Origin of the sequence: Croceifilum oryzae, from assembly GCF_030814315.1 — a bacterium.
In the GTDB taxonomy this organism is placed as follows: Bacteria; Bacillota; Bacilli; order Thermoactinomycetales; family Thermoactinomycetaceae; genus Baia; species Baia oryzae.
The window spans coordinates 21,650-36,070 of the sequence record NZ_JAUSUV010000016.1; the positions used below are offsets into that span (position 1 = coordinate 21,650).

A 14,421-nucleotide genomic window follows, 5' to 3' on the forward strand; every position below is an offset into this window, starting at 1 on the left:
AAGATGAGAAAATATTCGTTTGGATTACTAAAACAAGCTGACTTCCGTAACTTTTGGCTTGGATACACCATTTCCATGTTTGGTGTCCAAATTACACTAATCGCTTTACCGTTAGTAGCAGCCATTAGTCTAGGAGCAACCCCACTACAGATGGGGATCTTGCAAGCAGTCGAGTTTTTACCGTTTTTAATTTTAAGTCTATTCGTTGGCGTATGGGTAGACCGTAAGCCAAAGCGGCCGATTCTAATCGTGACCGATATGTTGCGAGCCGTGATTTTATTAGGAGTCCCAGTATGTATGTACTTTGATGTATTAACCGTGCCTGTCTTATATCTCATTGCCGGGTTAGTAGGGATTAATACCGTGTTCTTTGACATTGCCCATACTGCGTATCTCCCTTCCCTCGTTAAACGGGACGAATTAATTGAGGGGAATAGCAAATTGGAGTTTAGTAGTTCCAGTGCAACTACCGTTGGTCAAAGCTTGGGTGGGATTGTCATCCAGCTGCTTTCTGCTCCGTTTGCCATCTTATTTAATGTGGGGACGTATCTGTTTTCTGCTCTCTTTTTAAGCTTTATTAAGCAGAAAGAGGTTGTGGTGGAAAAGCCGCCAGAAGAGCAAAACATGTGGACTGAGATTCGAGAAGGCACCTCTTTTGTTTTTAACAATAGAGTGATTCGTCCGATCTTGATTGCAACTGTGATCTTTAATTTATTTACCTATTTCATTGAGCCGATCTTTATTCTGTATCTAACTCGTTCGCTGAAACTGGAACCAATCTATATTGGTTTGATTTTTGCTATGTCAGGGGTAGGGGCCCTCTTGGGAGCTATGATCGCCGGACCTTTTGCTAAGAAGCTAGGCGTTGGGAGAGCACTTGTTGCTTCGTTACTTATCGCAGGAGTCGTCTCACTTCTAATCCCACTTGCTACATTCTTGCCTCTGATCCCAGCTGTTATCCTGATTATGACGATGTATTTGATTGATGCGGCGATGGTGATTGTGTACAACATTAACCAACGAAGCCTGCGGACTGCGATTACACCAGATCATCTGCAAGGGAGAATGAATGCATCGATTCGTGTGTTTGCGATGGGAGTTGTTCCGATCGGTGCGTTGCTGGGTGGTTGGTTAGGTGGGGAAATCGGGACGACACCTACGCTTATTGTAGGGGCAGTTGGGATTATGGTTTCGGCTATTTTCATTCTTTTTTCAACTGTGAGAAGGTTGAAAAAGGCAGAAGAGGTTATAGCGGAGGAATTAGGATAGTGGTTTTGAAAAGCGTAGTTTCAAAATGATAGAGAGAAACAGAGAGAGTAGGCTTTATCGGGTGTTTGTAAGTTTACGGTTGGAGTAGGCTTACTGATTGATGGGTCATTGGACGATCGAGGGCAGGAGGATCTGTTCGATTCCTGCTCAAATACCGATCCAGCAGGGAAGTAGAACTCTCCGCTTCGCAATCCGTAGCCTAGGGCAGGTGCAAAACTCGCAAAGTACGCTCAAACATGTTGCACCAAAAAGCGCCCTACACTACGGATCGCTACGCTAAGTAGGATCGCTAACATCGCACGGAATCGAACAGGCCACCCTCCCCATATATCATACTCTCTGCCCCCCTCAACAGCTTGGTGGAGGGAATGAAGATTGATCAAATGAGAAAAGAAAAGGGACGATGTATCTGCCTGCTAGGATGTTAGTGATTCGAATCAATCTCAAGATCCCAGCAAATGAGAAAAGAGTAGAGGCAATGTATCTGGCCACTGCAATGTTAGTGAGCCTACCTAGCGCAGTCCTTCGAAGCAGACTTGCTTTTCCACATCCTTGCAGGCTCACTATTGAGCTGTGGACAGATACATGCCCCGGTCTTACTCCATAGCAAATCCCATCCCTATCTCTTAAGAAATCAAAATCACACGAATTTGCATCATATACAAAAATCGAGGTGTTCTTCCTTGGAACAGCATCAGTTGATACAACAAATGATGGCATGGAACGATACAAAAATAGACTTCCCTCAGATTTGTTTACATCAAATGTTTGAACAGCAAGCCCGACAACGTCCCGATCAGATCGCAGTTGTCATGGGTAGCGAGCAGATTACCTATCAACAACTAAACCAACGCGCTAACCAATTAGCCCATTATTTACAGCCATTCGGTGTAGGTCCAGACGTACCCGTTGGAGTATGCATGAATCGCTCGATCGAACTTGTTATCGCCTTACTGGGGATCTTAAAAGCAGGTGGCGCCTATGTTCCAATCGATGTGGAAGCACCCACTCGCAGAATCGAACAAATTTTGACCGAAGCAAAGGCTCCCGTCTGCTTATCACAGTCAGAGCTTAAAGAATCGTTACCAATCTGTGAGGTTCAGCTTGTATTCGTAAACGAGTTGGAGGATAAAATCGCATCCTTTCCAACCGAGACATCTCCTGATTCAGGAGTTGGACCTGAGCATGCTGTCGCCATCTACTATACATCTGGATCAACCGGTCGCCCCAAAGGAGTTATTAATCTCCATAAGGGCTGGGGGAATAAGATGCACACCCTGCAACGTCGCTTCCAACTACAACCAGAGGAAACAATCCTGCATAAGACGACGATTACGTTTGACGATACAGCGATCGAAATCTTTTGGACCCTGTCGGTAGGAGCACGCATTGCCTTGATCGAGCCGGGATTACATCGGGATCCGGAAGCGATTGTGGATGCATTGATTCATTACCAAGCATGTGGTCTCCTTGCTGTGCCAAGCGTGTTAAATCGCGTGATGGATGTGATGGATCACAAAAAGAAGCTCCAACTATCCAAGTTTCGTTTTGCCTATGTAGGGGGTGAGACGCTGACCTCGAGCATGGTACGTCGTCACGCTGAGCTACTGCCAGGCAAGTTGTACAATACGTGGGGAGCCACGGAAGTATCCGTTGATTCGACGATCCATGAGTGTTCGGAAGCTGATTATAACGAAGAAGGGGCCGTCTGCATCGGTAAGCCGGTTGATAATAATCGTGTCTATATCCTAGATGGAAACATGCAACCAGTCGATGTGGGGATAGTAGGCGATTTGTATATTGCTGGGATCGGTGTCGGAAAGGGCTACATTAACGATCCGGAGAGAACGGCGAAATCATTTATGGAGGATCCGTTTGTATCTGGGGAGATGATGTACCGTACAGGCGACCGTGGGATTTTTCGCGAAGATGGTTCGATTAAATTTCTGGGAAGGGAAGACTTCCAAGTTAAAATTCGTGGAATCCGTGTAGAGTTGGGAGAGATCGAAGCGACCCTTTTGAAACATGAGAAGGTAAAAGAAGCGGTTGTGCTCCTACGTGAAGATACTCCTGGTAATAAGCGATTGGTCGCTTATGTAGTGATGAAAGCGGACCAAAGTGAGGGGGATAAACACGAACTACGAGAGCATCTGAAAGAATGGTTGCCTCTTTATATGATCCCGCATTTTATGATGTTTCTAGAGAAATTGCCCCTAAATCAGAATAGTAAATTAGATCGGAAAGCGCTCCCAACACCTAGTAGTACGCGCCCCGATCTGGGAACGGATTATATAGAGCCTCGCAATGAAATGGAGTCCTATTTAGCGGGTGTTTTTGAAGATGTTTTGAAGATGGAAGAAGTGGGCGTTTACGATGATTTCTTTGAATTAGGCGGGGACTCGATCACAGCTACATTGGTGATGACTCGTCTGCGACTAACGATTCATCCGAAAATTCCCTTGAAAGTGTTGTTTGATCTTAAACATATTGCTGGTTTGACCCATTATTTTCAAGAGAATGGATGGAGTCTTATATTAGAAGGTATTATGGGACTCCAACGGGTAGATCGCGATCAGGAGTTGCCACTCTCTTTTGCACAAGAGCGGTTATGGTTTATTCATAAGTTAGACGAAGAGAAGCCAACGTATAATGAGCCTGTAGCGTATCGTATTTGCGGGGATTTGCAGATACCCGCCCTGCATAAAGCGCTCTGTGAAATGGTCCAACGTCACGAAAGCTTACGCACCACTTTTATCACGATAGGCGATCATCCGGTTCAGTTTATCGCTCAGGAAGAAAAGGTGGAACTTCCTCTAGAGGATCTCTCGTCAGTTCCAGCAGGTGAGCGAGAAAAGACTCTGCAAATGGGACTAACCAAGGAATCACGCATCCCGTTTCGTCTGGATAAGGCTCCGCTCATGAGGTCGAAATTGTTCAAGATGGATACGGAAGAATACGTGCTATTTATTAACATGCATCATATCATCACAGATGCATGGTCGGGTGTTCTTTTCTTGGAAGAGCTAGGCATTTTGTATGACGCGGTGCTAAAAAAGAAACCGAATCCAATGGATGAACCATCGTTCCAATATGCAGATTTTGCCGCATGGCAACGAGAGTGGTTACAAGGGACGACATTGGAAGAGCAAGTTGATTTTTGGAAGCAGGAACTTGCGGGAGAACTTCCCGTTCTGCAATTACCAACCGATTATCCTAGACCCGCTGTACAAACGTTTGAAGGGAACCGCTTTACATTTCATCTGGATGCGGAGTTAGTTGATCAGATTAAGCAACTGGGGCAACAAAATGAAGCATCAGCCTATATGGTGTTGCTCGCTGCGTTTAACATTTTGTTACACCGCTACTCTAGACAGCCAGATATCTTGGTTGGTTCACCCATTGCGAACCGGAACTACCCTGGATTAGAGCAGATGATTGGCTTTTTCGTTAATACGATCATCGTTCGAAGCGAGTACTCAGGTGATTGCGCTTTTCATGAATATGTAAATCAGATGAAAGAAAAATGCCTAAATATTTATAACCATCAAGATGTTCCGTTTGAGCAATTGGTACGTGAGCTTCAGCCTGAGAGGAATCCTGCTTATTCTCCATTGGTACAAGTGGTGTTTGCCTTTCAAAATAATTTAGAAGAAGTGCTTCATCTAACCGACTTGCAAGTTTCTCCGGTAAATGTAAACACACATACAGCTCGGTATGATTTGACGTTATTCTTGACGGAGACGAAGCAAGGGAAGTACGCAGGGATTTTTGAATATAATACTGCCTTATTCAAACAGGAGACCATTGAGCGATTATGTGAGAATTTTACCACTCTATTGAAAAAAATTGTTGCGGATCCCACACAATCCTTAGCCCAGCTCCCGATTACTTCCGAGAATCAGCGCACAGACATACTGAAATGGAACGAGACTCGTGTGCCATTTCCGGAGAATGGCACGCTACATGAATCGATTCAAAAACAAGTGGAACGAACGCCAGATGCCCCAGCGGTTGTTTTCAAAGGAAAATCGTTAACGTATCGCGAGCTAGATGAATGTGCAAATCAATTGGCTCACTACTTGGTAGAAAAAGGTGTGGGACCTAAGCGTGTTGTGGGGATTTGTATGGAGCGTTCCTTGGATTTGATAGTTGGACTATATGCCATTCTCAAGGCTGGAGGAGCGTTTTTGCCACTTGACCCGGAAGCACCTAAAGCTCGTCTGAGTCAGATTCTAGAAGATTCGGAGGCTGTCGTTTGCTTGTCAGAGTTAGCTTTTCAGGAGCGAGTGCCACATGACACCGTTTCAACAACCTGGCTAGATGTGGAATGGGATCGGATTACGTTGATGTCTTCTCATACACTCAAAGGTAAAATTGCTCCCGACGATCCGATTTCGGTGTACTACACTTCAGGCTCAACAGGCAAGCCAAAGGGCGTTGTAAACACACAGTCAGGTTGGATGAATCGGATGTGCTGGATGCAGAATCATTTTCAGTTACAGCCGGGCGAGACTGTTCTCCAGAAGACAACCCTTACGTTTGACGATGCGGCTGTAGAGGTGTTTTGGCCTCTGATGCAGGGTGGTCGAGTTGCTCTGATTGAGCCTGGCATGCACCGTGATCCTCGGGCGATTATCGATGCGGCGATCCAATACGAAGCAGTACATCTCCAGTTTGTGCCGAGCATGTTGAATTTAGTGTTGGATGAAATAACAGAGGAAGATCGCAGACAATTACACGCAGTACGAAGTACCATCTCTTCCGGGGAAGCGTTAAGCGCTACGACCGTACGTCGATTCTTTGAAAAGATACCCGGCACGCTTAACAACACATGGGGCGCAACGGAAGTCTCCATTGACTCCACCATTCATGTGTGTTGTCCGGAGGATGTGGAGGAAGAAGGCGCAGTCTGCATTGGGAAACCGATTGACAATAACCGCTGCTACGTTTTAGATGAGCATCTGCATCCTGTTCCAGTTGGTGTGGTCGGAGATTTATATTTAGCTGGCGTAGGAGTTGCAATGGGATATCTAAATAATCCGGAGCGGACAGCCAAGTCATTTTCCGCCGATCCATTTATGCCGAGTGAACGCATGTACAAGACGGGAGACCTTGGTTATCATCGGCCGGACGGTTCGCTCATGTTTGTAGGTCGTGCCGATAACCAAGTAAAAATTCGAGGGATGCGTGTAGAGCTGGGAGAGATCGAGGCAGTTCTCTTAAAGCATGAAAATGTGAAAGAAGCGGTCGTGCTCGTTCAAGAAGATGAACCGGGATTGAAGCGACTTCTTGCTTACGTAGTGCCACTCAATCCCAAAATGCCTCTCATCAGCGAAGAGATGCGCGAGTTGGTAAAACAGTCGCTACCAGACTATATGGTTCCTTCCTTCGTGATGATCCTAGAGCAGATGCCGTTAAATGCAAACGGAAAAGTAGACCGCCCGCAACTGCCTAGACCCGATCGAATCCAGCATTATACCGGAGTGGACTATATCGAGCCTCAGGGACCCGTAGAGATTATGCTTACCGAGTTTTGGAGAGAGATGCTACAAATCGAGAAAATCGGTATCCACGACAACTTTTTCGATCTAGGTGGACATTCCCTACTCGCCACCCAAATTGTCTCCCGCATCCGCAGACAACTCGGCGTAGAACTCCCCCTACGAGACGTATTTATGAAGCCAACCATCTTTGAACTAGCAAAAATAGTAGAAGGTATCCTCATGGAAATGATAGAGGGTCTATCTGAAGAAGAGGTAAGTTCTCTATTAGACAAAGAGTAAGGGCATACAATTCTGACAGATTCTCCTGCTCTCGATTGCCCAATGATTTTAAAAGATTGCACCAGAAAGGACTGATTCCATTGTCGTCCAACGAAGGATACTTCATTTTCCCAGCATCCTACACCCAAAAACGACTATGGTTCTTGGATGAACTCCTACTTCACACCCCAGCATACACACTATCGTTTCCATTACGGATTCGGGGTCAACTAAACGAGGAAGCATTAAAACAAAGCATACAAAAAATAGTCCAAAGACATGAATCACTACGCACCTTTTTCACCTATGATGCTGGCGAGCTCATGCAAGCGATCGTACCGGATCTGGAGCTATCGATTCCATTATGTCATAAGGAGGGTTTATCAGATGCGGAGCGTCGTGAGCAAGCAGTAGAACTTGCACATGGAGATGCTCTGGAGCCTTTTGTGTTATCGAAAGGACCACTCATTCGAGCTTCAATCGTTCGTTTTGCTGAGGATGATCATGTATTGCTTCTATCGATCCATCATATTATTTTTGATGGTTGGTCGGGTAACGTGTTCTTTCGAGAGTTGGAAGAAGGGTACCGATCTCTTTGTTTAAACGAATCACTTGAAGTAGAAGAGTTAGAGATTCAATACGGAGACTATGCTGTGTGGCAACAAGAATGGGTGGAGTCGGACGAATTTGGAGAGCAGTTGCAGTATTGGAAAGAACGGCTAAAGGGGCACCATCCTCTACTCGAAATCCCAACGGATCGACCACGCTTGGCCAAGTCAAATCTAAAAGGCGGAAGCTATGAGTTTGTGATCCCTGCTTCCGTTGCAGAGAAGACAGCCGAGCTGGGACGTGCGGAAGGTACGACACTTTTTATGACGTATTTGACTGCATTTCAATTATTTCTCTTTCGATATAGTGGTCAGGATGATTTCTGTGTGGGTTCTCTTCATGCAAATCGCAATCTAGATGGAGTGGAAGGCGTAATCGGATTTTTTGTGAATACGTTGGTACATCGGGCTCAGATGAAGCAAGGTGTTACATTTCGTGAGCGATTGCAACAGGTGGGACAAGAATGTATAGACGCTCTTTCCTATGCGGATGTGCCATTTGACAAGATTGTAGAAGAGGTTTGTACAGAGAGAAATTACCATCACACTCCCATCGTACAAGTGCTATTCGAATGCCAGAATGAATGGATCAGTGGAGATTCATTTCATCTGCTAGATACCGAGATTGAGCAGATTGATACCCCAAGCTCGACCAGTAAGTTCGATCTTTCTCTCTATATTCATCCGAGTGAAGAAGCGGTTTCAGGGATGTTCGAATACAACAGCGATTTGTTTGATCATGACACGATCAAACGAATGACGGAGCATTTTCTGATCTTGTTGGAACGAATGGTAGAATCTCCTGAAAAAGAAGTAGAGAAAATCTCTCTCTTAACAAAGGATGAATGGTTGCGATTTGAAAGTGAAGTAGGCAGGGTGATAGCGAGAAATCGTTCTACTGCCTGTATCCATACATGGTTTGAGGATCAGGTAGAGAGTAGTCCAGATTCGATCGCGATTGTGTATGAAGGGGACTCTATTTCGTATAGCGAGTTAAATAGGCGAGCGAATCGTGTAGCGCATTATCTGCATAGCCGAGGGGTGGGAAAAGGGGATCTAGTTGGGATGTGGTTGGATCGTTCGATTGAGATGATCGTGGCGATTTTAGGTGCTTTGAAGGCAGGCGCAGCGTATGTTCCGATCGATCCATCCGCACCGTCAGAACGTGCCGCTTATATTTTAGAAGATGCCAATGTATCTGTGTTACTTACGGATAATGAGATCATGCCACCTTTCGCAACTCAGCTAGGTATAGAAGTGATCGATTTATCTGATTGGACGAAGCTAGAGTCCTTCTCTATAGAGAATCCGCGTTACGATGTGAACCCAAATGACGTAGCGTATGTCATTTATACATCAGGTTCTACAGGTAAGCCTAAGGGTGTCATGGTGGAGCATGGCAATGTATACCGGTTATTTACAAGTACCGAACATTGGTATCACTTTGATGAGCATGATGTATGGACATTATTCCATTCTTACGCGTTTGATTTCTCTGTATGGGAGATTTGGGGTGCATTGCTGTACGGAGGAAAACTGGTCGTGGTTCCGTATGAGGTAACTCGCTCGCCAGAGTCCTTTTATCGCTTGCTGATCGATCAGCAAGTTACAGTGCTGAATCAGACGCCGTCTAGTTTTCGGCAGTTAATCCAAGTCGATCTCCAGAAATCATCACCCCATCTTTCCTTGCGATACGTCATCTTTGGCGGAGAAGCGCTTGATTTTCGGACATTGTCCCCTTGGTTCGAACGTCATGGGGATACGAAACCCCAATTAATCAATATGTATGGGATTACAGAGACTACGGTCCATGTTACGTATCGAACGATTTGGTATCAAGATGCAATGGAGCCTGGTGGAAGCTACATTGGAGTCCCTATCCCGGATTTGAAGGTTTATATCCTTGATCCATATTTACAACCTGTCCCAACAGGCGTGTTTGGTGAGATGTATATCGAGGGTTCCGGCTTAACACGAGGATATCTAAATCGCCCAGAACTGACCGCAGAACGATTCATTCCCCATCCATTTCACAAGGATGATTCAAAACGGAAACTTTATAAAACGGGTGATCTCGCACGGCTATTGCCAAGTAGCGAGCTTGATTATCGTGGCAGAGCCGATTCACAAGTTAAGATTCGTGGTTTCCGCATGGAATTGGGCGAGATTGAAGCAACTTTGCTGGAACATCCATCAGTGGCTGAAGCTGTGGTAGCGGTGAAACAGTTTCCAGGTGGGCAAGAGGGATTAGTTGGCTATGTGTGTGTGGCTCCTTTGTACCAACAAACGATCCAGCCAGACCAGCTACGTAGCTTTCTAGCGGAAAAGCTTCCGGAGTATATGGTGCCGACGATCATCATGGTGATCGATCAGGTTCCGCTTACGGTGAATGGTAAGACAGATCTTCGTGCGCTGCCTGATCCTGATTTCGGAAGCATGACGCGTGCTCATACGTATATCCCACCTGAATCGGCTGAAGAGCGGATCATGACGGAAATCTGGGAACGTGTCCTTCAAGTGGAGCGTGTGGGAGTAGAAGATAACTATTTTGAACTAGGCGGGGATTCGATTCGTTCGCTTCAGATCCTATACCAAGCGCGTGAAGCAGGGATTGATTTTGCTATGCAGGATCTTTTCAAGTATCGAACCGTACGAACGCTGGTAGAAGCATGGAGGAAACGAGATCAGATCAAAGAAGACGAACCAAGCGAAATGAATGTGCCAATGGTGGAAATGGAAGACGCATATCAGCCACACGGGGATATAGAAGATATATATCCGATGTCTCAATCACAGATCGGTATGATCTATCATAGCAAATTAGACTCGACTCAAGATCTCTACCACAACATACACAGCTTCCATCTACAAGCCGAGTACGATGAGCAGGCTTGGACGAAGGCGATTGAGGAATTAGTCTCCCGACATCCGATTTTGCGCACATCGTTTGATCTCGTTCATTCCAATCAGCCTGTGCAACGGGTCCATCGGCAGGTAGAGGTGCCGTTACGCTTTTTTGATATTCGCTCTTTGTCTCAAAGCGAGCAAGACGAGCAGATCCATCTTTATATAGAGAGCGAACGGAATAAGCCGTTTGATTGGACGGAAGCCCCAATCATTCGCTTGTCTATTCATCAACGGAGCGAGAATACATTTCAACTTGTGATCACAGAGCATCATGCGGTTCTAGATGGCTGGAGCGTGGCTACGATGCAGATCGAGCTTTTTCAACTGTATCTACACCAGCTTCATCTTGCGGAACCGTTATCCAGTGCACCGATTGCGAAATACAAAGACTTTATTGCTCTAGAACAAAAAGCGATCCGCTCTGATTCAAGTAAACCATTCTGGGAACAGCAATTGTCCGATCATCATCATAACCAGCTTCCGCGCTTGCTTTCCCAAGAGAAGACGTTATCTGGGGCTGATATGAAGTACGAGAATGTTGCGATTTCAAGTGACGTATCACAGCAATTGAAGGACTTATCTCTTCGCTTACAAGTTCCGATCAAAAGCGTATTGTTGGCGGCTCATCTTCGAGTGATCTCATTCTTATGTAACCAGAAAGCAATGATAACAGGAGTTGTATGGAATGGACGACCCGAACAGGAAGATAGCGAACGTGCATTAGGCATGTTTCTAAATACATTGCCATTTTGTATGCAATTGAAGGATGAAGCATGGAATGATCTCATCTGCAGAGTGTTTGATCGAGAGCAAGAGATCATGCCACATCGTCACTATCCGTTGGCGCAGATCCAACGGGACGTGGGAGGTCAGCCTCTCTTTGAAACCTTCTTCAACTTTACTAGTTTCTATGTTTTACAGGAGATGGAACAGAGCCCCTATATCCAAATACTAGATGAATGTTCCCATGCAGACACGAATTTCACATTTGGCGTAGAGTTTTCACTCGATCATACGACTTCCAATGTGCATCTTCATCTACGTTGGGATGGTAGACAATTCCCATTGGAACAAATAGAACGATTTGCTGGCTATTATCAAACAGCCCTTTACCAAATGGCAAACGAACCAGAGAGTCGCTACTTACTAACCCATCTGCTATCTGAGGTGGAGCGAACCCGACTGATTGAGGATTGGAATGATACTGGACGGGATTATCCGGTACGTTCCCTGCATGAGTTGTTTGAAGAACAAGTTTGGAAAACCCCGGATCGCATGGCTTTACACTTTGAAGGAACCGAGTGGACGTATCAGCAGTTAAATACACAAGCCAACAAAGTGGCAGGTGTGCTTAAACAGCAAGGGGTACAGGACAATGTGAAAGTAGGGCTTCTCTTCGATCGTTCCCTTGAGCTTGTCGCAAGTCTCTATGGAGTTATCAAAGCAGGTGGTACCTATGTGCCTTTTGATCCCGAATCTCCAGCTGATCGCTTAGCATTTTTACTAGAGGATGCTGACATTTCTGTCCTCATTACACAGAAAAAATGGTTAGACAGCTTGCCATCTACGGCCACACAAATTTTAACGGTAGAAGATATATGGGCATCGGATCAAACAGAGAGTAATCTTTCAATTTCAGGACCCTCACATCCAGATTGTATCGCCTATATGATCTACACTTCTGGATCCACTGGAAAGCCAAAAGGAGTGATGATTTCACATCGTAGTATTCATAACCGTCTACTGTGGATGCAGGAACAGTATTCATTGACAGAAGAGGATCGGGTGCTACAGAAAACGCCCTATAGCTTTGACGTTTCCGTATGGGAGTTTTTCTGGCCGCTCATCACAGGGGCAAGTCTAGTGATTGCAAGTCCCAATGGACATAAAGATCCACACTATTTAGCCGATCTAATCGAGTCACAAAGAATTACCACGCTTCATTTTGTTCCCTCTATGCTTCGCTTGTTTGTAGAAGAGGCAGCACCAGGCAAATGTCTAAGTATGAAGCGTGTATTTTGTAGCGGGGAGGCTTTGTCTTATCCACTACAGCAGAAATTTTTCGGGCGCTTTCAAGCTTCGTTACATAATCTGTATGGTCCCACAGAGACTACAGTGGATGTAACATACTGGGAATGTCGCCCTGATACTGAACTGGCAGTCGTCCCTATCGGTCGACCCGTTGCCAATACACAAGCTTATATTTTAGATGATCAATACCAACCGCTTCCGCTAGGCACACCAGGTGAACTATTTATCGGGGGCGTACAGGTTGGATCAGGCTACCATAATCGAGAACAAATGACAGCGGAGAGATTTATCGCGAATCCCTTTATAAACGGGGAACGTCTGTATAAGACGGGCGATTTAGTACGCTTTCAACCCGATGGAAATATAGAATACCTGGGGCGCAACGATGACCAAGTCAAGATACGAGGCTTTCGAATTGAACTGGGTGAGATTGTAAGTGTACTTAGCGAACATACTGCGGTACACGAGTCCGTTGTCATGGCCCAAAAAGGTAGGGATGATGAACCGTATCTCGTTGCTTATGTCATTGCATGTCTAGACAAAAAAGCAGAGATTGAGGCATTTTTAAGCAACAGATTACCTAACTACATGATCCCTCATCTCGTTCTGCTTGACCGGTTTCCTGTCACCCAAAACGGAAAACTAGATCGAAAAGTGCTCGCCACTCTTGAAACAGACATACACCAGAGTCAAGAACAGAATCTAGTGAAGCCCCGTAATGATGTCGAGTCCGAGTTGGTGGGCATCTGGGAAGAAGTACTGGGACGTTCTCCAATCAGCGTTCAAGATCACTTCTTTAAACTAGGTGGGCACTCCATCGCCGCAGTTCGACTCATATCACGGATTAACCAACATTTTCATATAGAGCTACCTCTGTCCGTTTTACTTCAAAAAACAACCATTCAAGATTTAGCTATTCGTATTCGACACAGCGAAAGCTCACCAGAACTAGCATCCCCCCTTGTTCCATTTGGTTCAGAGGATGGTAGGGACGAAAAAATTCCTCTCTTCTTCGTTCATCCAATCGGGGGTAGCGCCTTTTGTTATACAGGCTTAGCCGCACATTTGGAACCAGCGTTTGCCGTCTATGCTTTTCAGTCGTTACATTTGGAAGGTATGTATGAACTGCAAACATCAGTTGAAGAGATGGCTAAAACCTATCTGGAAGCAATGCGAACCGTGCAAAAAAAAGGACCCTATTCCCTTGGCGGTTGGTCCTTTGGCGGTGTCATCGCCTACGAAATTGTGAATCAGCTACAACAGCAAGGCGAAGAGATTGCCCATCTAATATTGTTGGACTCTTATGCTCCCACGGGATCCAACCAACAAACCGATTGGACCGAAGAAGAGCTGATTCATAGCTTCCTCCAAGATCTTCTTCACACCACCACATCAAGTGAAGAGAAAGGAACTACAAAGCAGTTAACCCAGTCCAAAACTTCTTCACAGTCTGTCTTCACTCGCTTACTGGAACAAGGGAATGTGCCACCAGACATGGATGAGCAAAGAATCGAACGACTCTATCAAGTTTTCCAAGCAAATGTACGTGCAGGTGGAAACTACATTCCCCAAACTGGATGTAAAGCTCCAACCATACTCATTCGTGCACAGGAAGAAGGATCTGAGGAGGATGACAACCTAACCCTAGCTTGGGATCAGCTCATCCAGACCCCAATCGAAGTAGTAACTGCCTCAGGCAATCACTACACTATACTACAAGATCCTTACGTAAAAGAACTCGCTGAAACGATGCAGCAACGCATTAATCATTGATGAGCGACTCATTTAATGTTGAAGATAAGCAGCTTTGACCAAACGATGTAAGCCTGAAAGTACTTAGTATT

The 14,421-nt window shown here is 45.5% G+C and carries 4 protein-coding genes and 2 pseudogenes; all 6 read left to right on the forward strand.

Annotated elements, in window-relative coordinates; all coding sequences use genetic code 11:
* The first annotated feature begins 3 nt into the window (after positions 1-3).
* On the forward strand, positions 4-1,269 hold the full coding sequence (locus tag J2Z48_RS14180) for an MFS transporter (protein ID WP_307254592.1): 1,266 nt from the start codon (positions 4-6) through the stop codon (positions 1,267-1,269).
* Positions 1,270-1,366: 97 nt separating this feature from the next.
* Positions 1,367-1,549 (forward strand): hypothetical protein, encoded by a 183-nt coding sequence (locus J2Z48_RS14185; protein WP_307254593.1) that lies wholly within the window; start codon positions 1,367-1,369, stop codon positions 1,547-1,549.
* 403 nt (positions 1,550-1,952) lie between these two features.
* Positions 1,953-7,052, forward strand: coding sequence for a non-ribosomal peptide synthetase (locus tag J2Z48_RS14190; RefSeq protein ID WP_307254594.1), 5,100 nt, complete (start codon positions 1,953-1,955; stop codon positions 7,050-7,052).
* 80 nt (positions 7,053-7,132) lie between these two features.
* Positions 7,133-8,473: pseudogene (locus J2Z48_RS15805) on the forward strand (condensation domain-containing protein); the annotation flags it as partial.
* Between the two features lie 72 nt (positions 8,474-8,545).
* Positions 8,546-10,042, forward strand: a pseudogene (locus tag J2Z48_RS15810) (amino acid adenylation domain-containing protein); the annotation flags it as partial.
* Positions 10,043-10,126: 84 nt separating this feature from the next.
* Positions 10,127-14,350 carry a non-ribosomal peptide synthetase gene (locus J2Z48_RS15815; RefSeq protein ID WP_442342012.1) on the forward strand — a complete coding sequence of 1,408 codons (4,224 nt, stop codon included), beginning with the start codon at positions 10,127-10,129 and terminating at the stop codon, positions 14,348-14,350.
* The last annotated feature ends 71 nt before the right edge of the window (positions 14,351-14,421 follow it).

Coding starts and splice junctions, on each gene's coding strand:
- J2Z48_RS15815 (WP_442342012.1), top strand. CDS start 10,127: ATGACGGAAATCTGGGAACGTGTCCTTCAAGTGGAGCGTGTGGGAGTA.
- J2Z48_RS14180 (WP_307254592.1), top strand. CDS start 4: ATGAGAAAATATTCGTTTGGATTACTAAAACAAGCTGACTTCCGTAAC.